Origin of the sequence: Streptomyces sp. NPDC002564 (assembly GCF_042889645.1) — a bacterium.
Taxonomy (GTDB): domain Bacteria; phylum Actinomycetota; class Actinomycetes; order Streptomycetales; family Streptomycetaceae; genus Streptomyces.
This window is the reverse complement of record NZ_JBIARE010000005.1, coordinates 233,006-255,005: the sequence shown is the minus strand read 5'-3', so window position 1 is coordinate 255,005 and position 22,000 is coordinate 233,006. Positions and strand designations below refer to the sequence as shown.

The 22,000-nt window shown below is 70.3% G+C and carries 27 protein-coding genes; 26 read left to right on the top strand and 1 reads right to left on the bottom strand.

Annotated features, from left to right (window positions below):
• Position 1 precedes the first annotated feature (1 nt).
• The 5 genes from ACFYXE_RS19995 (at position 2) to ACFYXE_RS19975 (ending at position 2,313) form a co-directional block, all read left to right on the top strand.
• Positions 2 to 202, top strand: coding sequence for a hypothetical protein (locus ACFYXE_RS19995; protein WP_389314084.1), 201 nt, complete (start codon positions 2 to 4; stop codon positions 200 to 202).
• A gap of 129 nt (positions 203 to 331) precedes the next feature.
• Positions 332 to 781 carry a hypothetical protein gene (locus ACFYXE_RS19990; protein WP_389314082.1) on the top strand — a complete coding sequence of 150 codons (450 nt, stop codon included), beginning with the start codon at positions 332 to 334 and terminating at the stop codon, positions 779 to 781.
• Between the two features lie 8 nt (positions 782 to 789).
• Positions 790 to 1,725: a hypothetical protein gene (locus tag ACFYXE_RS19985; protein WP_389314080.1), complete on the top strand. Its 936-nt coding sequence runs from the start codon at positions 790 to 792 to the stop codon at positions 1,723 to 1,725.
• Positions 1,719 to 2,009 (top strand): hypothetical protein, encoded by a 291-nt coding sequence (locus ACFYXE_RS19980; RefSeq protein WP_389314078.1) that lies wholly within the window; start codon positions 1,719 to 1,721, stop codon positions 2,007 to 2,009. The genes ACFYXE_RS19985 and ACFYXE_RS19980 overlap by 7 nt, the downstream gene beginning before the upstream one ends.
• 19 nt (positions 2,010 to 2,028) lie before the next feature.
• Positions 2,029 to 2,313: an HNH endonuclease gene (locus ACFYXE_RS19975; RefSeq protein WP_389314076.1), complete on the top strand. Its 285-nt coding sequence runs from the start codon at positions 2,029 to 2,031 to the stop codon at positions 2,311 to 2,313.
• 23 nt (positions 2,314 to 2,336) lie between these two features.
• Here the strand turns inward: ACFYXE_RS19975 and ACFYXE_RS19970 are convergent, their stop codons facing one another.
• On the bottom strand, positions 2,337 to 2,768 hold the full coding sequence (locus tag ACFYXE_RS19970) for a hypothetical protein (RefSeq protein ID WP_389314074.1): 432 nt from the start codon (positions 2,766 to 2,768) through the stop codon (positions 2,337 to 2,339).
• Between the two features lie 35 nt (positions 2,769 to 2,803).
• Here ACFYXE_RS19970 and ACFYXE_RS19965 point away from each other — a divergent pair, with 35 nt between their 5' ends.
• From ACFYXE_RS19965 to ACFYXE_RS19865, 21 genes are all read left to right on the top strand, one after another.
• Entirely contained in the window at positions 2,804 to 3,241 is a 438-nt protein-coding gene (locus ACFYXE_RS19965) for an AAA family ATPase (protein ID WP_389314072.1), read from the top strand.
• 140 nt (positions 3,242 to 3,381) lie between these two features.
• Positions 3,382 to 3,672, top strand: a complete 291-nt coding sequence (locus tag ACFYXE_RS19960; RefSeq protein ID WP_389314070.1) for a hypothetical protein — start codon at positions 3,382 to 3,384, stop codon at positions 3,670 to 3,672.
• Positions 3,656 to 5,176 (top strand): terminase, encoded by a 1,521-nt coding sequence (locus tag ACFYXE_RS19955; RefSeq protein ID WP_389314068.1) that lies wholly within the window; start codon positions 3,656 to 3,658, stop codon positions 5,174 to 5,176. The genes ACFYXE_RS19960 and ACFYXE_RS19955 overlap by 17 nt, the downstream gene beginning before the upstream one ends.
• An 11-nt stretch (positions 5,177 to 5,187) precedes the next feature.
• Entirely contained in the window at positions 5,188 to 5,397 is a 210-nt protein-coding gene (locus ACFYXE_RS19950; RefSeq protein WP_389314066.1) for a hypothetical protein, read from the top strand.
• Positions 5,394 to 6,551 carry a phage portal protein gene (locus tag ACFYXE_RS19945; RefSeq protein WP_389314064.1) on the top strand — a complete coding sequence of 386 codons (1,158 nt, stop codon included), beginning with the start codon at positions 5,394 to 5,396 and terminating at the stop codon, positions 6,549 to 6,551. Before ACFYXE_RS19950 ends, ACFYXE_RS19945 begins: the two co-directional genes overlap by 4 nt.
• 2 nt (positions 6,552 to 6,553) lie before the next feature.
• The gene (locus tag ACFYXE_RS19940; RefSeq protein WP_389314062.1) at positions 6,554 to 7,252 is read left to right on the top strand and encodes an HK97 family phage prohead protease; all 699 of its coding nucleotides are present in this window, start codon (positions 6,554 to 6,556) and stop codon (positions 7,250 to 7,252) included.
• 143 nt (positions 7,253 to 7,395) lie between these two features.
• Entirely contained in the window at positions 7,396 to 8,769 is a 1,374-nt protein-coding gene (locus tag ACFYXE_RS19935; protein WP_389314060.1) for a phage major capsid protein, read from the top strand.
• 57 nt (positions 8,770 to 8,826) lie between these two features.
• Positions 8,827 to 9,114: a hypothetical protein gene (locus ACFYXE_RS19930; RefSeq protein WP_389314058.1), complete on the top strand. Its 288-nt coding sequence runs from the start codon at positions 8,827 to 8,829 to the stop codon at positions 9,112 to 9,114.
• A gap of 21 nt (positions 9,115 to 9,135) precedes the next feature.
• On the top strand, positions 9,136 to 9,693 hold the full coding sequence (locus ACFYXE_RS19925) for a hypothetical protein (RefSeq protein ID WP_389314056.1): 558 nt from the start codon (positions 9,136 to 9,138) through the stop codon (positions 9,691 to 9,693).
• The gene (locus tag ACFYXE_RS19920; protein ID WP_389314054.1) at positions 9,690 to 10,157 is read left to right on the top strand and encodes a hypothetical protein; all 468 of its coding nucleotides are present in this window, start codon (positions 9,690 to 9,692) and stop codon (positions 10,155 to 10,157) included. The genes ACFYXE_RS19925 and ACFYXE_RS19920 overlap by 4 nt, the downstream gene beginning before the upstream one ends.
• 25 nt (positions 10,158 to 10,182) lie before the next feature.
• Positions 10,183 to 10,446: a hypothetical protein gene (locus tag ACFYXE_RS19915; protein WP_389314052.1), complete on the top strand. Its 264-nt coding sequence runs from the start codon at positions 10,183 to 10,185 to the stop codon at positions 10,444 to 10,446.
• Between the two features lie 3 nt (positions 10,447 to 10,449).
• Complete coding sequence (locus tag ACFYXE_RS19910; RefSeq protein WP_389314050.1) at positions 10,450 to 11,436, top strand: phage tail tube protein; 987 nt, start codon at positions 10,450 to 10,452, stop codon at positions 11,434 to 11,436.
• On the top strand, positions 11,436 to 11,948 hold the full coding sequence (locus ACFYXE_RS19905; protein ID WP_389314048.1) for a hypothetical protein: 513 nt from the start codon (positions 11,436 to 11,438) through the stop codon (positions 11,946 to 11,948). The genes ACFYXE_RS19910 and ACFYXE_RS19905 overlap by 1 nt, the downstream gene beginning before the upstream one ends.
• A gap of 9 nt (positions 11,949 to 11,957) precedes the next feature.
• Positions 11,958 to 12,518, top strand: coding sequence for a hypothetical protein (locus ACFYXE_RS19900; RefSeq protein ID WP_389314046.1), 561 nt, complete (start codon positions 11,958 to 11,960; stop codon positions 12,516 to 12,518).
• A gap of 80 nt (positions 12,519 to 12,598) precedes the next feature.
• Positions 12,599 to 16,420: a hypothetical protein gene (locus ACFYXE_RS19895; RefSeq protein WP_389314044.1), complete on the top strand. Its 3,822-nt coding sequence runs from the start codon at positions 12,599 to 12,601 to the stop codon at positions 16,418 to 16,420.
• Positions 16,420 to 19,146, top strand: coding sequence for a carbohydrate binding domain-containing protein (locus ACFYXE_RS19890; protein ID WP_389314042.1), 2,727 nt, complete (start codon positions 16,420 to 16,422; stop codon positions 19,144 to 19,146). The genes ACFYXE_RS19895 and ACFYXE_RS19890 overlap by 1 nt, the downstream gene beginning before the upstream one ends.
• A 10-nt stretch (positions 19,147 to 19,156) precedes the next feature.
• Positions 19,157 to 19,615, top strand: coding sequence for a hypothetical protein (locus ACFYXE_RS19885; RefSeq protein ID WP_389314040.1), 459 nt, complete (start codon positions 19,157 to 19,159; stop codon positions 19,613 to 19,615).
• Positions 19,612 to 20,130 carry a hypothetical protein gene (locus ACFYXE_RS19880; protein WP_389314038.1) on the top strand — a complete coding sequence of 173 codons (519 nt, stop codon included), beginning with the start codon at positions 19,612 to 19,614 and terminating at the stop codon, positions 20,128 to 20,130. Before ACFYXE_RS19885 ends, ACFYXE_RS19880 begins: the two co-directional genes overlap by 4 nt.
• Before the next feature lie 8 nt (positions 20,131 to 20,138).
• On the top strand, positions 20,139 to 20,612 hold the full coding sequence (locus ACFYXE_RS19875) for a hypothetical protein (protein ID WP_389314036.1): 474 nt from the start codon (positions 20,139 to 20,141) through the stop codon (positions 20,610 to 20,612).
• Positions 20,613 to 20,759: 147 nt separating this feature from the next.
• Positions 20,760 to 21,194: an HNH endonuclease signature motif containing protein gene (locus ACFYXE_RS19870; protein WP_389314034.1), complete on the top strand. Its 435-nt coding sequence runs from the start codon at positions 20,760 to 20,762 to the stop codon at positions 21,192 to 21,194.
• Entirely contained in the window at positions 21,191 to 21,997 is an 807-nt protein-coding gene (locus ACFYXE_RS19865) for a LysM peptidoglycan-binding domain-containing protein (RefSeq protein ID WP_389314032.1), read from the top strand. The genes ACFYXE_RS19870 and ACFYXE_RS19865 overlap by 4 nt, the downstream gene beginning before the upstream one ends.
• Positions 21,998 to 22,000 lie beyond the last annotated feature (3 nt).

Sequence of the window (22,000 nt, the reverse complement as noted above, 5' to 3'; positions counted from 1 at the left end):
CATGGAGTCGCAGATCATCCGCCCCGGCTACCTCACCGCCCACCAGGCCGCCCACGTCCTCGGGGTCTCCCTGGGGGGCGTCCGCCTCCTCGTCCACCGCGGGCAGCTCGCCCGGGCGGGCGGCAGCCCACGACAGCCCTGGTACAAGATCGAGGACGTGAGCGCCCTCGACGCCAAACGCCGGAACGGCAGGGCCGCTTGACGCGCAGGTCAGCGCGATGTAACGATCTCGGTGTACAACTGTGCCCCGAGACAGGCACCCCAGACACCCACGACGCCCCGGAGCGGCCCCACGGCCCCCGGGGCGTCGTCATGCCGCGAGAGGACCGCCGTGGCCGACTTCGTCTTCAACATCGCCTTGGGCCGGGTCGCCTACTACGCCTCGCTCCCCGCCGCCAACGACGCCCTCGTCCTGGTCGCCCTGGAGTCCGCCGGCCTGGAGGCCGACAGCGTCCTGCGCGACAAGGATTCGCTGACCGACATCGTGGCCGGCGCGACCAACGAGCAGACCACCGTGGGCCGCAAGACCCTCACCAGCGTCACCGCCACCGTCGACGACACCCTCGACCGCGTCGCCGTCGACGCCGCAGACGTCTCCTGGGCCACCCCGTCCGGCGCCGCCGTCGGCGCCCTGGTCGTCTGCTACGACCCCGACACCACCGGCGGCACGGACGCCGACCTGATCCCGTTGACCAAGCACACGTTCCCCTGGTCGCCCGGTGACGGCATCCCCCTCAACCTGGCCATCGCGGATCTCTACCGGTCCAACTCGACCACGTAGGGGGCCACATGGCCACGTTCACCGACGACTTCACCCGGGCCGACAGCACCGACCTCGGCGCAGGCTGGGTCGAGGTCTCCGGGAACCTCTGGGCGATCATCTCCGGGCAGCTCTCCCCGGGCTCGGCAGGCGGCACCATCCTCGTGCGCGCCGCCACCGCCATGGACAGCAACGATCACTTCGCACAGATGACCATCGCCGCCACCACCTCAGCCAGCCAGGGCGTCTGGTGCCGCGGCAACGCGAACTTCACCCAGGGCTACCTCCTGCGCAACAGCGGCACCTCGTGGGACCTGTTCTCCGTCGTCGGCAACAACTTCACGATGATCGGCACCTACGCCGTCGCAGCCGCCCCCGGCGACACCGCCAAGATCCAAGCCGTCGGCAGCGCGATCAAGGGCTTCATCGGCGGCGTCGAGCGGATCAGCGTCACCGACACAGCGGTCGCCACCGGCACGGCAGTCGGCCTGCGCTCCGAGTCCACCAGCGGGCTGCGCTACGACGACTTCGCGGCCGGCGACATCAGCACCGCCGCGGAGGCCACCCTCAGCACCGTCACGAGCACGGATACCGCCCGGCCGCTCACCGGCACCAAGACGGCCACCCTCAGCTCTGCAGGGGCCACCGAGACCGCACAGGCCCTCACCGGCATTAAGGCCGCCGGTCTCACCCCTGCGGGCGCCACGGAGACGGCGCAGCCCCTCCTCGGCGTCAAGACAGCCACGCTCTCCACCGTCGTCGAGGAGGCCACCGCGCGGCCCCTCACCGCCACCAAGACCGCGGTCCTCACGCGCGCGGCCACGGTCGAGCAGGCCATGCCCCTCACCGCCCCCGGCATCGGCCCCGGCGACGGACCCGGCCTGGACATCACCGTCGGCCCACCCCACAGCGGATGGACCGTCAGCGCCCCGTACACGGACTGGGAGGTGGGCCCACCGTGCTGATCTCCGCCAGCAGCACCGAGCACGTCCACGTCCTCGTCACCGCGCCCGCAGGCACCGACCTCGCCAGCCTCCCCGTCCGCATGGCCGTCGTCACCCACGACGACGACCCCGCCGAGGACGAGTGGCTGGAAGCTGAGTGGCGCGACCGCGAGGCCCTGCTCCTCGTCGGGCCCAACTCCGCAACCCAGACCCTGGCCCGCGGCAGATACCAGGTGTGGATCAACATCGACCCGCCCGGAGCCGAGGACGTCGTCCGCCTCTCCGGCACCCTCCGCATCACCTGACCCCGGGAGGTGACGCTCCGTGGCAGGCATCCGCAACGGGCGCCCCTACCGCCGCCTCGTCGCCCGGCAGAAGGCACTCGGCCTCCCGTGCTGGATCTGCGGCCACAACATCCCGGAAGGCGTCGACGGCCGCACACACCCGCTCGCGTTCACCCTCGACCACGAGCAGCCCCTCAGCCGCGGCGGCGATCTCCTCGACCCCGCCAACGCCCGCTCAGCGCACCGCCGATGCAACAGCGCCCGCGGGGCGCGCACGACCGCGCGGCCCACGTCGACACCACGGAGGGCCTTCGGCAAGTGGTAGATCCGGACGCCGCCCCCGTCGGCTCAGGCACGCGCCTCCAACAGCATGGTCACCGAGATCGGGCGCGGCTCCGACACCCCGTACGCACTCACCTCGACGCTCGACCCCTGCTCGGGAAACGCCTCGGCCAGACCCTGACGGACAAGATCGACATCGGCCCGCATCGACCCCTCGACCTCGACATGAACCTGGTCACCGCTCACGCGAGGCGCCACCCCGTCCCGCACGTCACCCGCGTAGGGCTCGCCGTCCTCAAGGAGCGGACTGACGCGACACGGCTCCTGCGTGTTGACGCGCAGCCGCCGGTACACGCAGCCGGGGGTGAACAGCCCGCACTCCAAGCCGCTCGCCGTCGTGTAGCTGTTAGCCAGATGCGTGATCACGCGCATAGCGGGGTCGCTGCCCTGCGCCACCACGGTGACCTCAACGATGCCCGGTTCGATCAGAGTTGTCATGAGTCCAGTGTCCCTCACCCGCGGGAGGAACCACGGTGCTCTACGTCATCACCGGCCCGCCGGCCGCGGGCAAGACCAGCTGGATCGACGCGCACGCCAAGCCGACCGACATCGTCATCGACCTCGACCGCATCACCCGCGCCCTCGCCGGACCCGGCGCCCCCACCTGGAACCAGGACCCCACCCTGCTCCGCGTCGCCCACAAAGCCCGCTACGCAGCCATGCACGAAGCGTTCGAGCTACGCGACAAGACGAACGTCTACTTGATCCACACCATGCCCGGCACCAAGGCCCTCGCGAAGTACAAGCGCATGGACGCAAAGATCATCGCGATCGACCCCGGACGCGACATCGTCATGCAGCGCATCGACGCCATGCGCGACCCGGAAATGCGCAGAGTAGCCAGCCGCTGGTACAGCTCCCGCAAGACCCGCGCCCAAGTGATCGTCCGGCAGTCGCCACTCGAATGGTGATCAAGACCGGGGCGCTTTTTGAGCACAGGCATGGGCGACCCAAACGCCCTTCTCGCCCGATTTTTTACACGGGGCCTGTACTCGCTAATCCACCGGAGTGCAGCTCGCTGGATTAGCGGGCGCCGCTCACCCTCTGTGACGTGACCGTCCGTGACCGACCGGGGGTGATCATGGCGACGAACGTGGAGGCGACGACCGCCGAGATCGACCGGCTGCGGGTCGGGGAGATGGCGCCTGGCCTGGCGCAGCTCGCGCTGACGCTGGCCGCGACGATGGACGAGCGGGGCGGGGCGACGGCGAAGGCCAACGCGGGACGGGAGCTGCGCACCGTGCTGGAGTCCCTGCGCAAGCTGGCGCCCGCCGCGGCCAGTGACGATCAGGTGGACGAGCTGCTGACGCGACGCCGGAGGCGCCGTGACCGCCCCGCCTGACGTCCTGCGCGGTGTGCAGGAGCCGCGTCTGTCCACGGCGCCGGCCAGGTTCCTGTCCTCGTCGGGCCAGGAGGCCGTCGAGCTGGCGGCCATGGCCGGGCTGGAGCTGTTCCCCTGGCAGCAGCACGTCCTCGATGTGGGCCTGCGCGAGCGCGCGGACGGGAACTGGGCGGCGTTCGAGGTCGCGGTGAACGTCCCTCGGCAGAACGGGAAGGGCGGGATCATCGAGGCCCGCGAGCTGGCGGGTCTGTTCCTCCTCGACGAGCAGCTGATCATTCACAGCGCGCACGAGTTCAAGACGTCGAAGGTGGCGTTCCAGCGGATCGAGGCGCTGATCCAGGGATGCCCTGACCTGCGGAAACGTGTGCTGCGGGTCCGCAACAACACCAACGAGACGTCGATCACCTTGGTCACCGGGCAGGTGCTGCAGTTCCTCGCCCGCTCCGGCGGGTCCGGCCGTGGGTTCACTGGGGACTGCAACATCATGGACGAGGCGATGATCCTCGGCGACGACGCGATGGGCGCGCTGATGCCGACCATGTCGGCGGTGGAGAACCCGCAGCTGTACTACCTGGGCAGCGCGGGGATCGGCGGCCAGTCCGTGCAGTTGGGGCGGCTGCGGCGCCGCGCGCTGGCCGCTGTCGAGTCGGGTGTCCCGGACCCGAGCCTGGCGTACTTCGAGTGGTCGGTGGACCCGCACCGGGATGAGTGCGCGCGCGGCTGCACGGACCACGACGACGCGGACGATCCCGGCGCGTGGGCGACGGCGAACCCGTCGCTCGGCTACCTGATCAGCCCCGAGTTCGTGCGCAACGAGCGGGCCTCGCTGGGCACCAGCGGCATCTTCGAGCGGGAGCGGCTCGGGGTGGGCGACTACCCCTCGGACGCCGCGGAGACGTGGCAGGTCATCGGCGAGGACGCGTGGCGGGCGCTGGCCGTCGGCCAGAGCGACAGCCAGGCCGCCGAGCTGGCTGCGGCCCGCGGGCGCGGTGCGGTGGCGCTGGCCATCGACGTGACGCCCGAGCGCAGCCATGCGGCGATCAGCGCGGCGATCCGGTGGCGGGGCGGCGTGCACGTCACGGTCGTCGACCACCGGCCGGGCGTGGCGTGGGTGGTGCAGCGCGCCATCGAGCTCCACAAGAAGTGGGGGCCGCGCTGCTGGGTCGTCGACCCGGCCAGCGCCGCGGCGTCCCTGATCCCGGCGCTGGAGGACGAGGACGACGGGCTGGGCGTCGCGGTGGTCAAGCCCAAGGCCCGCGAGATGGCGGCGGCGTGCGGCGGCTTCTACGACGCGGTCGTGGAGCAGTCGCTGACGCACTTCGATGATGCGCCGTTCTCGTCGGCGCTGGCGGGCGCGCAGAAACGGCCGCTGGGTGATGCGTGGGCGTGGGCGCGGCGCACGCCTGGTGTGGACATCAGTCCGCTGGTGGCGGCGACGGAGGCCGCCTGGGGGCTGGGGGCGGACGTCGAGGAGACCTCGGATCCTCTGGACAACATCTGGTGAGAGGAGCCGACATGGACCGCTGGCAGGCCCGGTGGGCCGGTGTGGCGGGTGCGGTGGGGCTGGCCGTGGGAGCGCTCGGGCGGGCGCTCCCCGGCCTGGCCGGCCTCGGGCTGGTGGCGTACGGGGCGTGGCTGGCGTGGCCGCCCGCGGGGTTCGTGGCGGCGGGGCTGCTGATCCTGGCCGACCAGGTCGCCGACCGCATCGTGGGGAGGCGCACGTGAGTTTTCTGCTGGGGCGCCGCGAGCAGCGGGGCCGGCCGACACCGTTCGTCGAGCAGCCGATCCCGCCGAACTCGATGCAGGGCGGCGGCTTCGCGCGCGTGGATCTTTCCCGCACCGAGGCGTCGCTGCAGAAGCTGTCGGTGTGGGCGTGCGTGAATCTGGTGGCGACGATCGCGGAGACGATGCCGCTGCAGTACTTCCCGCGGCCTCGTGAGTCGGCGCCGCTGCCGTCGTGGCTGGCGGACCCGGGCGGGGATGGGCACGGGCTGCCGGACTGGACGTCGCAGTACGTGTACTCGTCGATGCTGCGCGGCAACGTGTACGGGATCGCCGCCGAGCGGGACCGGCTGCGGGGGACGCCGACGCAGATCGCTCTGCAGCACCCGGACCTGGTGCAGCCCTACCTGGAGGGTGGGGTGGTGCAGTGGCGGGCGAACGGCACCGAGGTCCCCGAGGGGGACATGTGGCACCGCCGGTACCACCCGGTGCCGGGGCGGGTGCTGGGGCTGTCGCCGATCGAGCTGCAGGCGCTGACGATCGGGACGGGGATCAGCTCGCTGCGGTTCGGTGCCTCGTGGTTCCAGGACGGCGGGCACCCCTCGGCGATCCTGTCCTCGGAGCAGAGCCTGGATCCCAAGCAGGCCGCCACCGCGAAGAACCGGTTCATGGCGGCGGTGTTCGGTCGCCGGGAGCCGGTGGTGCTGGGCAACGGCTGGAAGTACCAGGCGATCCAGATCGCGCCGAACGAGTCGCAGTTCCTGGAGACCAACGGCTACACGTCGGCCGAGTGCTGCCGGATCTTCGGGCCCGGCTTCGCGGAGATCTTCGGGTACGAGACGGGCGGCAGCCTGACGTACTCGAACATCGAGCAACGCTCCCTGGACCTGCTGACGTACGCGGTCGATCCGTGGCTGGTGCGCGTCGAGCGGGCGTTGACGGGGCTCCTGCCGCCCGGCGAGCAGGTGCGGTTCAACCGTGGGGCGCTGGTCCGCACGGACCTGCTCACCCGGTACAAGGCGCACGCGATCGCGCTGCGCAACCAGTTCAAGGTCATCGACGAGGTTCGTGACCTGGAGGACATGGGCCCGGTGCCCTGGGGTGCGACGCCGTCCACGGACGCGCCCGCCAACCACGACCCGGCAGGAAGTAGTTAGCCATGAGCGACAAGGACAAGTCCGCGCGCGCCTCTGTCACGGGCGTCGTGCAGCGTGCGTTCCCCGTGGAGCTGGAGGTGCGCGCCAAGAAGGGCGTCTCGTCCGTCTCGACGATCGAGGGGTACGCCTCGGTGACCGAGGCGCCGTTCGAGATGTGGGACTGGCTCGGCCCGTACAACGAGGTCGTGCGGACCGGCGCGTTCGCCAAGACCCTCGGCGAGAACCCGCAGGTGCAGCTGCTGCTGAACCATGGCGGGCTCGCGATGGCCTACACGAAGGCGGGCAGTCTGCGCCTGTCCGAGGACACGCAGGGCCTGTTCATGGAGGCCGACGTGTCGACGAAGCGGAGCGACGTCGGGGACATGCTCGCCGCCCTGGAGGAGGGCTCCGTCGACGAGATGTCGTTCGCGTTCCGGGTGACCCGGCAGGTGTGGTCCCCCGACTTCGACCAGCGCGACATCCTCGAAGTCGATCTCCACCGCGGCGATGTCAGCGTCGTCAACTTCGGCGCGAACCCCGCCACCTCCGTGCAGCCCGCCATGCGGGCCGCAGACTTCGACCTGCTCGGCGAGGACGACGCCCGCGCGCTCATGGAGCGCCTGCAGCGCCGCTTCGCCCCGCCGGCCGTGGAGCCCGAGCCGGTCCCGGCCGGCCATCCCCTCTCGCTGTACCTGGCTCAGGCCGAGGCCCTCGCCCTGTAGCCGCACCCCGCCTGCACCCTGACGCGCCGGAGTCCACGCCGGAGCGCCCTGCGGCATGCCCGCGCGGCGCCACCACCTGGACCACCACCCGGACGGTCCGCAGGCGCGACCCCCATCACCACCATCAAGATCAAGGAGTGACCATGCTCGCATTCCTGCGCAAGCAGATGCAGGAGCTGCTGGAGCAGCGGGCCGCGCTGAAGACCGAGCTGGACGGCATCCTCAAGGAGCCGACCGCGGAGAAGCGCGACCTGAGCGACCAGGAGCAGACGGCGTTCGCGGAGAAGCGCGACGCCATCAAGAAGACCGACACGGACATGGACACGATCCAGGCCCGCATCGACGAGCTGGTGGACGAGGAGCAGCGGTCGGCGAAGGCCGACGAGATCCGCTCCAAGTACCAGCCGGACAGCGCGAAGCCGGCCGTGACCGTGACGTCCGAGCCGGAGACCTACCGCAAGGGCGGCAAGCAGTCCTACTTCCGGGACCTGTACCGGGCGCAGCAGGTCGGCGACCGGGCGGCCATGGACCGTCTGCAGCGCAACGACGCCGAGGTCGCCGCGGGCCTGGAGAAGCGCGCCCTGACCACCACCGACGGCAGCGCGGGCGAGTTCGTGCCGCCGCTGTGGATGGTCCAGGACTACGTGGCGCTCGCCCGCGCCGGCCGCGTGGTGGCCGACCAGGTGCAGCACCAGCCCCTGCCCCCGGGCACGGACTCGATCAGCCTGCCGCGTCTGGCCTCGGGTACCGCCACCGCGGAGCAGGCCACGCAGAACTCGACGCTGCAGAACACCGACGCCACGGCGGGCAGCGTCACCGCGAACGTCGCGACGATCGCCGGTATGCAGGTCGTGCCGCAGCAGCTGATCGACCAGTCCCCGATCAACATGGACGAGATCCTCCTCGCCGACCTGGCCGCGGACTACGCGGTCAAGCTCGACACGTTCGTCATCAGCAACAACGCCGCGGGCAAGCGGGGTCTGCTGAACGTGTCCGGCCTCAACGCGATCACCTACACCGACGCGTCGCCGACGGTGGGTGAGCTGTACTCCAAGGTCGGCGACGGCATCCAGCAGATCCACACCGGGCGTCTCCTGCCGCCTGACAAGATCTTCATGCACCCGCGGCGGTGGGCGTGGATGTCGGTGGCGCTGGACACGCAGGGCCGGCCGCTGGTGGTGCCGGTGGCGCAGATGCCGTCCAACGCGCTGGCGGCGCTGGACGAGGTGGTGAGCGAGGGGTTCGTCGGCACCATGCAGGGTCTGCCGGTGTACGTCGACCCGAACATCCCCACCGGGCTGGGCGCGGGCACCAACGAGGACCGCATCCTGGAGGTGCGCTCGCAGGACATCATCCTGTTCGAGGGGACCCCGAAGGCCGAGTCGTTCCGCGAGACCAAGGCGGACCAGCTGTCCGTGCTGCTGCGCTTCTACAACTACGCGGCCCTGCACTCCGAGCGGTACCCGAAGGCGATCTCCGTCGTCTCCGGCACCGGTCTCATCGCGCCCGTCTTCTAGCCCCTGGTCCCCGGCGCCGTCGGGCGCCGGGGGCTGTCTCCCGGAAGGAGTGCCCCCATGCAGACAGAAGACGAGCGCACCGAGGCAGCCGTGGAGGCGCAGCGCAGGCGGGATCTGCGCGCGTCCCTGGAGCGCGAGCGCGACGGCTACAAGACCCGCGGCCTGGACGACCGGGCCGAGCAGGTCGCCGCGCAGCTGCGCGACCTCGGCGACGAGGAGCCGCAGCGCGGGCCGGACCCCGGCTCGGAGGAGGTCGGCGAGGAGCGCGCGCCCACGGTGCCGCTGGAGACGGCCATGGACTCGCGGCCGCGCAGTACGGCCGGCCGCGGCCGCGGCAAGAACTGACCGGACAGGGAGGGCGACGTCGTGGCACTGCTCAGCCTGCCCGAGGCCAAGACGCATCTGGACATCGAGACCAGCGCGGATGACGCGGAGCTGCAGGCGTACATCGACGGCCTCACCCCGGTCATCGAGCGGTATGTGGGGCCGGTGGAGATCCGGACGGTGACCGAGCAGGTCGACGGCCGGGGCCTGCTCGCGCTCTCTCAGGCGCCGGTGGTGGCGGTCACCTCGCTGACGCCGGCGCTCGACAGCGGTCTGGCCATCACCGCGGGCGAGGTGTTCGTGAACGCGGACAGCGGCGTGCTGCGCCGCAGGGACGGGGCGCCGTTCTACGGCGGGCCGTGGACCGTGGTCTACACCGCGGGCCGGGTCGCCGAGGGCGGCGACATCCCGCCCACGATCAGCCTCGCCGCGCGGATGCTGCTGCAGCACCTGTGGCGCACCCGGTACGGCAACGCGCGCGGGGTGGGCGGCGCGGACGACTACGCGGTGACGGAGCCGGTGCCCGGCTACGGGTACGCGGTGCCGAACCGGGTGCTGCAACTGCTGGAGCCGTACAAGGTGACCGGGGGGATCGCGTGACCACTTCGCGTGCTCCGGCTGCAATCGACGCGCTGCTCGCGATCCTGGCGGCCGCCCCCAAGTTGGAGGGCGTGGCGGTGATCGATGGCCCGGCCGCGACGAACTACACCAACCGCCGGCGCCTGTACGTCGGCTGGTCGCCGGGCGCCGATCAGGCCGTCGAGTTGCAGCAGCAGTTCGCTTCGGCGGGCGCTCGCCGCCGCGACGAGATGTTCAGCGTCGCCTGCTACGCGGAGGCGCGGGCGGGCGACAAGGACATGGCGATGCGCCGGGCGGCGGTGTTCGACATCGTCGCCGTGGTCGAGGAGTGCCTGCGCGGCAGCGACGCGGCCCCGGAGGCGCCGACGCTGAACGGGACGGTGCTGTGGTGCGAGGTCGCCACCGGCAACCTCGTGCAGGAGCAGAACCAGGACGGGTCCCTTGCAGGTCTGCAGTTCACCGTGTCCTGCCACGCCCGGATCTGATCAACCCCCAGAGGAGGAACGAGCCATGGCGCGTGTGCGCTTCATCGGTCCGGACCCGGTGACCGTGCCCGAGCTCGGCGGCCGCGCCGTCGAGCCGGACCAGGTCGTCGAGGTGCCGGACGACCGGTACGAGGGCTACGTCTGCCAGCCGCAGACGTGGGAGGCAGTGGAAGAACCGCGCGACGAGCCGGGCCCGGACGAGCCGATGCCGGCGCCGGACGGGGCGGCACCGGCGCGGGAGATCTCGCCGCTTCGGAAGAGCGCGGCCAAGCCGCAGAAGGAGGGCTGATCCATGGCGATCGGATCCGGGCTCGGCGCGCAGATGGGTATCAGCGCCGAGTCGACGTACGGCACGTTCGTCGCCCCGACGAAGTTCATCGAGTTCACGAAGGAAAGCCTCGTCTTGAAGAAGACGACGGCGCAGTCTGCGGGCATCGCGGCGGGGCGGCTGCTGCCGCTGTCCTCGCGGCGCGTGCTGACCCGCAGGGAGGTGTCGGGCAGCATCGACCTGGAGGTCACCAACAAGAGCATGGGGCTCTTGCTCCAGGCGCTGATGGGGACCAGCGTGACGCCGGTGCAGCAGGTGGCGACGGCCGCCTACCTGCAGACCCACATCCTCGCCGACACCGCGGGCAAGAGTCTGACGATCCAGAAGGGGGTGCCGCTCACCACCGGCACCGTCACGGACAAGTCCTTTCTGGGCTGCAAGGTCACGTCCGGCGAGTTCTCGTGTGAGGTGGGCGGCATGCTCACCGGGTCGTTCGAGTTCGACGGCAAGGACTGCGACGAGGGCCAGACGCTCGCGGCCGCGTCGTACGCGAACATGTCGCCGTTCCACTTCGGGCAGATGGCGGTGAAGGCCGGTACCTACGCGTCCGAGACTGCGCTCGACGGGATCCGCAAGGTGTCCTGCAAGATCGAGAGGCCGCAGGAGGTCGAACGCTTCTACGCCGGGCAGTCGGGCCTGAAGAAGGAGCCGATCTCCAACGACCAGGTGAAGATCACCGGGAACCTGGAGTCGGACTACGTCGCCACCACCCTCGACGACCTGCACACCTCGGATGCCGCGACGTCCCTGGTCTGGGAGTTCGTCGGCCCGCTGATCGCCTCGACGTACTACGAGACGTTCCGGATCGTGCTGCCCGCGATCCGCCTCGACGAGGGGCCCCCGGTGGTCGACGGGTTCGGCGTCGTGAAGCCGACGTTCAATTTCGTCGGCCTGTACGACGGAACGAACCCCGTGAAGATCGAATACATGAGCACCGATACGGCGCTGTGATGGCTGGCCAGGTCCGCATCCTCGGCACTGGCCAGCTCCTCGAACTGCAGCGGCGCCTGCGCTCGGCCGGGCACGAGAACCTCCGCGCGTCCATGCAGCGCCGTGTGCGGCGCGCGGCCGAGCCGCTGCGCGATGACCTGCAGCAGACGCTGGGCGCGCTGCCCATCCGCTCCGAGGGCCGCAAGGCGGGCGGCCGGGGCGGGCCGTCGCCGACTACGCGGCCGCTGCGGGCGACGATCGCCGCGGCCATCCGGATCAGCGTCCGCAACACCTCCGGCGCGGCGGGCGCACGGGTGTGGGTCGACAAGGGCCGCCTGCCGCCGGACCTGAAGAACATGGCGTCCACGATCAACACCGGCCGGATCCGGCACCCGGTGTTCGGTAACCGCCGACGCTGGGCCACGCAGACGGCGTCGCCTCCCTGGTGGGACTCCACCGTCCGCAAGCACATGCCGCGCATGGAGCGCGAGGTCGCCCGCGTCCTGGACGACGTGCGCCGCCAACTCGAATAGGAGCCACCGTTGATCATCGTCTTCACGCCTGCGGGCGCCGAGCCCGAGCACTACGACGCCACGACGCTGCGCGTGTCCGAGGTCAGCATCGTGCAACGCACCATCGACCAGAAGTGGGGCGAGATCCAGAAAGGCTTGGCCGTCGAGGATCTCGACGCCATGCGCGGCATCGTCTGGGTGATCAAGAAGCGGTCCGAGCCCAGTCTGCGGTGGGGCGACTTCGACCCCGGGGTCACGGAGATGGTCACCCGCATGGACAAGCAGGAGACGCGCTCCTATATCGATGACGCGCTGCGCATCATGGCTGAGGACCCGGAGCTGACCCGCGAGGCGGTCATGGCCGCAATGGCCGACCTGCCGGCCGCGTGTGTCGACCCGGAGTGGGCAGAGGCGCAGATCGCCGCCGCGGTGGCCGAGGCCCCAAAAGAGGAGCCCGAGCCGCCGACGCCGGACGAGGGGATCCCGGCCCCGTCGCCGAGCCCGAGCCCGACGTCGAGTACGCCCGAGATGTCTACCTCGGACTCCTCGCCCACCTCCTCCACATCACCCCCCGCGATGTCGATGACCTGATCGTCGCCGACTTCTACAACCTCATCGCCTGGATCGATGCCCACCAGCGGGCGCAGCAGCAGGAAGGCGGTGAGTGACCGGTGTCGCAGGTCATGAACTTCGTCCTCACCGGCCGCGACCAGCTGTCGCGGATCCTGGACCGGGCGGGCGACTCGGCCGAGCGGATGCACCGCCGCCTCAACTCTGCCGCCAACCAGAGCACCGCGTCGCTCAACCGGTTCACGAACACGACGACGTCCCGCATGGCCGCGCTGCAGCGGGACTCGGACGCGGGCAGCAGAGCCCTCGGCGAGCTGAAGAAGACGACGCTCAGCCTGGCGCCGGCGGCGATCCCTGCTGCGGCCTCGCTGGTGCCGATCGCCGCAGGCGCGGGCGCGGTGGCGGTCGCCACGATGGCAATGACCGCGGCCATGGTGCCGCAGATCGCCAAGCTGTCCGAGGCGTCGGAGGCGCAGAAGCGGTACGAGGACGCGGTCGCCAAGTCGGGCGCCCGCTCGGAGGCGGCGGTGACCGCGCAGCGCGAGTACGCGCTGGCGATGGCCGCGCTGCCCCCGGAGACCCGCAAGGCCGCCGCGGCCGTCGGCGTCCTCAAGGACGACTTCGACTCGTGGTCGGACAGCCTCGCCGGGGACACGATGGCGCCGCTGATCAAAGGCGTCTCGATCACCAACGCCTTGCTGCCCAAGACCAGCGGGCTGGTGCGCGGCGCGTCCGGGCAGGTCGACCGGTTCCTCACCATCATCGGCGGGGCGATGGCCTCGCCGGGCTTCGACCGGCTGAACGGCAAGTTCACCGACTTCACCACCAACACCCTGTCCCGCATGAACGACAAGGTGCTGTCGGTCCTCGCCCGCCTGCAGGGAGGCGGCGGGCAGGTCGGCGGCGACATGCGGGAGTTCATGGACTGGTGCCGCGCGCAGGGCCCGACCGTGAGCAGTGTCCTGCAGAACGTCGGCCAGGCCCTGGTCAACGTGGTGCGCGCGGGCTCCGAGGTCGGCGTGGGCATGCTGCAGGCCATCAACGCCCTGGCCGGGATCGTGGCCGCGGTGCCGCCCGGCGCTCTCGCTGTCCTGCTGCAGCTGGTCGTGGCCATGCGCGCGGTGAAGTTGGCTGCTGCGGGGTGGGCGGTGGCGCGCACGGCGGTGGCCGGGCTGGGCACGGCGCTCGTCGGGATGCGGGCCGGGGCGGCCGGGACAACCGGCGTGGTGGCCCGTTTGTCGGGCGCGTTCGCCACCCTGTCCCGCTCGGCAAAGCTGAGCGTGGCCGGGCTCGGGATCGGTCTGCTGGTGCTGGCCGTGAGCAAGCTGCGCAACATCGGCAAGGACGCACCCACCGATGTGGACCGGCTGACCACGTCGCTCGGCAATCTCGGTCGTACCGGGAAGTCGACCGGCTATGTGGCGCAGGAGTTCGGTGAGGACTTCGGCAAGCTCAACGACTTGATCGGCAAAGTCGTCAACCCCAGCACGGTCGAGTCGATCAACAACTGGGGCGCCAAGATCAGCGGCGGGCTACTCGATGGCGGCGACGCGAGCGAGGAGTTCGCCGACAAGGCCGAGGCCGCCGACAAGGCACTGGCCAGCATGGTGCAGAACGGCAACGCGAAGCTGGCCGCGGCCGCCCTCGCCCACATGATGAAGAGCATGTCCCCGGAGAACGCGGCCAAGTTCCGGGACTCGCTGGACGGCTACGACAAGGGGCTGGCGAACCTCAAGCTGGAGCAGCAGATCGCGGCCGACAGCATGGGCATCTTCGGGGCCAAGGCCGCCGAGGTGCAGGCCAAGCTCGACGGGCAGAAGATGGCCGCTGACGGGCTGCGACAGTCGATCATCGCGTTGAACGACACCAACCGGTCTGCCTATGACGCGCAGATCGGCTTCGAGAGCGCCCTGGACAACCTGACCAAGTCGTTCAAGGAGAACGGCGCCAACCTCGACCTGAACACCGCCGCCGGCCAGAAGAACGGCGCGGCGATGTCGCAGGTGGCCAAGGCCCACGACGAGATGGTCACCGCCGGGCTGGCGGCGGGCGAGTCCCTGGCGTCGATGACGGGCAAGTCCGACAAGCTGCGCGGCACCATGATGCGGCTGGCCACGGACGCGTTCGACGGGAACAAGCGCAAGGCCCGCGAGTACGTCACCACGCTGCTCGGCACACCGGGGTCAATCAAGACGCTGGTGAAGCTGGAACGCCAGCAGGCGATCAAGGGATTGCAGTCCGTTGAGGCCGCGATCAAGAAGACGCCGGGCGCCAAGAGCGTCAAGGTCAGCACCTTGAACGGCGCCGCGATCCGCGCGCTGGAGCAGGTGGGGCTGAAGACCCGCACGCTGAAAGACGGGCGTACCGAGGTCTACACCCGCAACGGGCAGAGCCTGGGCGCGATCGGCGCGGTGCGGCGGGCGATCTCCTCCCTGCAGAACCGCACGGTCACGATCAGCGTGTTCCGCAAGACCACGATCCGCACGATCCACGAATACCAGACGAGATATCTGAGCGGCCGCAGTCAGCACGACATCGTCGGCGCGACCGGCGGCCTGTACACGGGGCGCGGGTTCGCGCACCGGGGCCGGGGCTACGCGGGCGGCGGCTTGGTCGAGGGGCCCGGCACGGGCACGTCCGACTCGGTGTTCGCGCCGTGGCTGTCCGCGCGGGAGTTCGTGGTCAACGCCAAGCAGACGGCGCGGAATTTGCCGCTGCTGCGGGCGATCAACGATGGCCGGATCGGCATGGGGTCGCTCACTGCGGGCGGCGGCGCGACGAGCGGGATCGGCGCGGCCGTGGGGCAGGGTCTGGCCGGCGGGATCGGTGCCTCGCATGGGCTGGTCGAGAAGGCTGCCCGCGCGATGGCGGCTGCGGTCATCACCGGGATGAAGGACGAGTTGCAGATCGCGTCGCCGTCGAAGCGGACGAAGGCGCTGGCGAAGGACGTCGGCAAGGGGTTGATCTCTGGGCTGACCGGATCCAAGGACAAGATCAAGGCGACGTCCAAGGACTTGGCCAAGGACATCTGGTCGGCCTTCAGCGGGACCAAGGACAACCGGCTGGTGGCCTACGTCAACCGGCACACGAAGACGCTGCTGACGCTGGCGGGCAAGCGGGATTCGATCATCGCCGCGATGAAGCGCGCGAAGGACTTCGCGGAGTCCACCCGTGTGGGGGCGAAGAAGGCTGCCGCGCTGGGCGGGATGTTCGACAGCGACGAGCCGGTCACCGCGTCGGGTATCAACTCCAAGCTGCAGCAGCGCCTAGCCCGCATGCGGACGTTCTCCTCGTACATCAAGACCCTCGCAAAGAGGGGCCTCAACAAAACGATGTTGAGGGAGATCCTGGAGATGGGTCCGGAGGAGGGCTACGCCTACGCGTCCGCGCTGGCGGGGTCCTCGTCGAAGCTCTTGAAGGAGATCAACTCCACCCAGTACAAGATCAATGACCAGGCGTTGAGCCTCGGCCGGTCCGGGGCTGACGCCCTGTACGACTCGGGGAAGAACGCGGGCAAGGGCTTCTTGAAGGGCCTGGCCTCGCAGCAGTCGGCGATCGAGAAGCAGATGCTGAAGATCGCGCGCGGCATGGACAAGGCCATCCGCCGCGCGCTCGGCATCAAGAGCCCGTCCACCGTGATGGCGCAGGTCGGCCGCCACTCCACCGAGGGCCTGGCGGCCGGGCTCACCGACCGCATGCCCGTCCTGGACCAGGCGCTAGCCGCGGTGTCCGGGCGCGTCGCCGCGACCCGGCCCGTCGTCGGCCGCCCGGCCGTCGCCGCCGGCGGGGGCGCGCAGATCATCAACCTGTCCGTCGAGGTCAAGGGCGTCCACGATCCGCTGTCGGTGGCCAAGGAAGTGCGCCGCCTGCTGCTGCAGCTGGACCGTGCCCACGGGCTGAACATCAGGATGGGGGTGGGGTAGTGGGACGGGTGGTGGTGGAGGCCGCGTTCGGCTCGACGATGAGCACGGCCTCCCCGGCGTGGACGGACATCACCGAGCGCGTCGACGTGGCCGGGTCCGGGATCGTCATCGACCGCGGGGCGTCGGACGAGCAGCAGGACATCCAGACCGGCACGTGCACGATGCTCCTCGACAACTCCGACGGGCGTTTCACGTCCGGGCTGTCGACCGGCGCCTACTACCCCAACATCCGGAAGAACACCCCGATCCGCGTGCGCACCATCAGCGCGGACAGGAACCTCGTCACCAACCCCGACTTCGAGCAGGGCACCGCGGACTGGACGACGAGTGCGTCCCCCACGCTGATCCAGGATGGGACCCGCGCCAAGGTCGGCACCAAGGCCGCCCGCCTGACGTGGGGTGCCGCCTCGGCGCAGTACATGTACACGCAGCTCTACGGCCTGGACATCGGCACCGTGTACACCGCGAGCGCCTACGTGTGGGTCGCGTCCGGGGCGCCGACGATGGAGTGCCGCGTGGACGGGCTGTCGGCCGGGGCCGCGTCCACGCTCACCGACACCTGGCAGCGCATCACCTACACGTTCACGGCGACCGCGACGCAGCACCGGCTGCGGATCGCGCAGATCGGCACCGCGACCGGCGGCACGCAGTGCTGGGTGGATGCGGTGCAGGTGTGGGAGGGCGCGACCGCGCAGCCCCTCAACCACCTGCTCAACGGGGACTTCGAGCAGGGCGTGACCGGCTGGTCGTCGTCGGGCACCCCGGCGATGGCCCGCTCCACCACGCGCGCGCAGCGCGGCGTCGGCGCGATGCTCATCACGTGGGGCGGTGTCGACAACCAGTCGATCACCGGCGACGCCATGACCGGGCTGATCGTCGGGCAGGCCTACGTGTTCTCGGCCTACGTGTGGGTGCCGCCCGGGAACACCGCGGTCCGGCTGACCGTGGCCAACGGCAACCTCGGCAACCCGTCCACGGTGACCGGCGCGTGGGAGCGGCTCACCGTCACCTGGACCGCCTCAGCGACCAGCCACCAGATCCGCATCCGCCACAACACGATCCCCAGCAACGGGCACCAGGTGTGGATGGACGCGGCGCAGGTCGAGGAGGGATCCACGCCGAGCGCGTACAGCCCCCTGGACGGCGCGCAGCTGCACGCCCGGTTCTTCGGGATGGTCAACGACTGGCCGACCAAGTGGAAGGGCCTGTACGCCAGCGCGCCGATCGTGTGCTCGGACATCTTCAAGACGCTGGCGCGGCAGGAGTCCCTGCACCCGATGCTCGTCGAGGAGGTGCTCCTCGACCGGCCGACGTTCTACTACCCGCTGGGCGAGCCCGCCGAGTCGGCGACCGCCGGGGACCTGTCGGCCACCAGCGACACCGGCACCCTGTCCGTCGTGCAGGCGGGCTCGGGCGGCACGCTCGTGTTCGGCGACGGGCAGGGTCCGGCGGGCGCCGGCGACATGCCCGCGCCGACGTTCACGCCCGCGTCCGCCTCGGCCGGCAAGTACCTGACGACCAACCTCGGCCAGACTTTCCAGGACCGCAACGACTCCTTCCGTGTGCGGTCGGAGGCGTGGTTCTCGACCAGCCAGGACGGCCGGGTCCTGATGGCGCTCACCTCGGTGGACGCGGCGAACCGGCTGATCATCTCCCTGGAGTCCGGCACCGGCAAAGTCAAGATCGAGTACACGCAAGACGCCCTGCCGATCCAGTCCGTCGTCGCCGCCACCCCGAACCTCGCCGACGGCCAGCTGCACCATCTGCACTTCCACGAGCTCAACGACGAGCTCTATGTGGACGGGGTCCTCTACAACGCGATCACCACCAGCTCGGCGGACCTGCGCATCCTCTACGTGGGCGGCTACTCCGGGCGCCTGTGGTCTGGGACGATCTCGCACGTCGCGGTGTACCTGCGCTCGATCACGTCGGCGGAGATCACCCCGCACTACACCACCGGCGCCACCGAGCACGTCGGCGAGAGCGCGGCCGTGCGGCTGGCCCGCATCGCCTCCTACGCGCCCGTCACCGTCACCACCCAAGGGACGATCTTCGATGGGATGGCCGCGCAGTCCGCACTCGGCAGCTCGCCGCTGGCGCACCTCAAGGAGATCGAAGCCACCGAGAGCGGCAAGCTCTTGGCGGACCGGGGCTCGGCCGGGCTGATCTACCAGGCGCGCGACGTCCGGTACAACCAGGTCTCCAGCGTGAGCCTGACGTTCGCGGATCTGGAGACCACGGACCTGGAGCTCGCCGACGACGACCAGAAGATGGTCAACACCGTGACCGGGTCCCGGCCGGGCGGGGCGACGCAGCGCGTCGTCGACCAGACCGCACGCGACACCTACGGCCCCTACGAGAAGAGCCTCGACCTGCTCAAGTCCAGCGACCTCAAGGTGCTGGACGCCATGAACTGGCTGGTGTCCCGGTACGCGGATCCGCCGACCGAGATCCGGCAGGTACCCGTCGACGCCTACACGCTGCCCACCGTGACCTACCGGGCGCTGCTGGCCGCCGACGTGTCCACCGTCCTCGATCTCACCGGCCTGCCCGACCAGGCACCCGCCCCGGCCGCGACGGTCACCGTCGAGGGCTACACCGAGACCATCACCCGCCTCCGGCACCTGCTGGATCTGCACACCTCCCGCGCGCAGACCGACACCGTGTGGGTCCTCGACGACCCCACGTACAGCGTGCTCGGCTCCACCACCCGCCTCGCCTATTAGGAGGACGCCTGTGCCCGACATCCCCGTCCAGCGGGCGGAGACGTTCTACCTGCCCCCGCCCCAACTCTCCGCCGACGCGTGGGCGCTGGTGCCGCCGGCGGAGCGGGTGTTCCGCTGGTACGAGTACCGAGTCCAGCGCCGCGTCACCCCGCCGGACAGCTTCGTCATCGGGCAGCACGTGTACGCGCGGATCAACCACAACCGGTGGGTGGCCGACTGCCGGTGCGGCTCCGCGCAGGTGGTCAGCCCCGCCGACCCGCGCACCGCGTGCACCGAGTGCGGCCTCGGCTGGATCAACGTGGTCTTCCCCGAAGATCCGGATGCGGTCGAGGAGAGCCTGGCCGAGCTGCTGCCCGACGAACGCAACTGGGTCCACCCCGACGACGACAGCGACAGCTGGCCCGCCCCGGCCCCGCCGCCCACTGCGGGCGAACCCCGGTGGGCGCCCGAACCTGAGGAGCGGCGATGACGACGACCCCGCGGACGTGGGTGGTGGGCGAGGTCGTCTCAGCGGCCCTGCTCAATCAGGAGATCCGCGACCAGCTCAACAGCTTCTTCGGCGCCTGGTCGTCGTGGACTCCGGGCTGGCTCGCCGAGGGCGGCGCCGCCCCGACCCTGGGCAACGGCGCCATCACCGGCCGGTACCTGAAAGTGGGCCGCACGGTGGACTGGGTGCTGCAGCTCTCGTGGGGGTCGACGACCGCGGCGGGCGGTGGCGGCGGCTCGGAGAACTGGATGTTCGTCCTGCCCGCCGCGCCCGCCAGCGGCTTCAGCCAGCGCATCGCCAGCTTCGACGCCTTCGACAACAGCACGTCGCTGCACTACTCGGCGCGCGGCGTCTACAACGTCGGCTCCGGCGGCGTCGTGAAAACGATCGTGTCCGACCGCGGCGACAACACCGGCATCTGGGACAGCCAGCTCCCGTTCGTCTACGCGGCCAGCGACATCCTGTACGGCTCCGGCCGCTACGAAGCCGCCAGCTAGGAGGCGCGATGACCGTGCAGATCTGCTCCCTGAAAACGGACGTGCCGCAGTCCATCGCGCCGGGCTCCTACCAGGTCGTGCGCTTCCCGTTCGTCGCCGAGTCAGACGACCGCCACGGCATGCACGAACGCCTCGACCCGCTCGGCTACGAGACGAGGGACTGGCAGCGCGATGACCGGTCCGGTCTGATCTGGCCGAGCATGGACGGCTGGGGGTCGCTGACCTCGCTGATCTACTGGGACGCCGGCGACTACGACGAACTGCGCGACCGGTACGTGCGCGACCCGCTCGGCCTGGCCGGTGCCCCGGACTCGACGGCAACCGAGCACCGGCCCCCGTCGCCGGGGATGCAGTGCTTCCACAAATGCCACGAGATGTACGTGCGCGTGGGCACCCCGATCGCGCTCCTCGTCGCACACGACGCGCCCCGCTCGGCGCGGCTGTCGCTCGCCGAGTTCAAGCTCGCCATCCACCCCGCCTGACCCCACAGCCGCCCACCGCCCCGGAGCCGATGGCCCGGGGCTTCTTCATGCCCACCGCCTTCGGCCCCTGCCATTGATCAAGGCAGGCGAGGAATCCCTGGCACACCTCTCTGGTGCCGGGGATTCCGCATTCCAGAGAGGAAGACCATGCGCGGGAAGAAAGAGCCCCCGCTCGTCCGGCTGCTCGACAAGACCATCTTCGACACTCAGACCGGCTGCTGGGAATGGACGGCATCCAGCACTACCAGCGGATACGCGAGCTTCACCGTTCCTGGCCTCGCCCGCACAGCGCACCGAGCCGCGTACCTCCTGATGGTCGGCCCGATACCCGAGGGCCTGCACCTCGACCACCTCTGTCGCAACAGGCTCTGCGTCAACCCGGACCACCTGGAGCCGGTGACGCAGGCGGAGAACAACCGGCGCGCTGGGGCGGCACGCACTCGCTGTGCCAAGGGACACGTCTACGACGTCGCCAACACCTACATCCGCAGCAACGGCGCTCGCGACTGCAGAGCCTGCAATCGCGAGCGTCAGCAGGCCCGGTACGCGCTGATCCAGATCGAGAGGAGAACTGCGGCATGAAGACTGGACCACAGAAATATCCCGGCGCGACGACCGGCGCCCACTGGTACCAGGGGAAGGTCGGCGGTTCGCCGATGGAGTCGAACGTCGGCGTCCTCCACACCACCGAGGGGTGGACGGTGCCCGGCTACCGCAGTGGCGCCGATGCCCCGAACTTCACCGCCCTGCCCGACATCAAGGCGAAGAAGCTGCGCTGGTACCAGCACTTCGACTTCGACGTCAGCAGCCGCGCCCTGGTGAACCTGCGCGGCGGCGTCGAGACGAACACCCTGAACGCCGTGCAGGTCGAGCTGGTGGGCACCTGCGATGAGCGGCACGCTGCGACGTGGTCGGGGAAGAAGGCCGGCGTCGATTATCTGTTCTGGCCGGACGCGCCGGACTGGGCGCTCGCGGAGCTCGCGAAGTTCGTGCGCTGGGCTCACGATCAGCACGGCCTCAAGATGCAGTCCACCGTGACGTGGAAGGCGTACAAGAAGGGCCAGGTGGGCGGCTCCTACGGTGCGAACGGGGTTCGCCTGAGCGGCTCGGCCTGGACGGGGTACTACGGGTGGCTCGGTCACCAGCACGTCCCGGAGAACGCCCACGGCGATCCGGGGAACATCGCGTTCGCCCGGGTCCTGGAACACGCGCGCGGAACCACCACGGCCGAGCGGTACACCGTGCGGGCGGGCGACACGCTGTGGTCGATCGCCGTCTCCAAGCTCGGCGACGGCGCGCGCTGGCGCGAGATCGCCGACCTCAACCATCTGCGAGACGCCGACGACATCAGCGTCGGCACGAAGCTCACCCTCCCCAAGAAGTGAGGT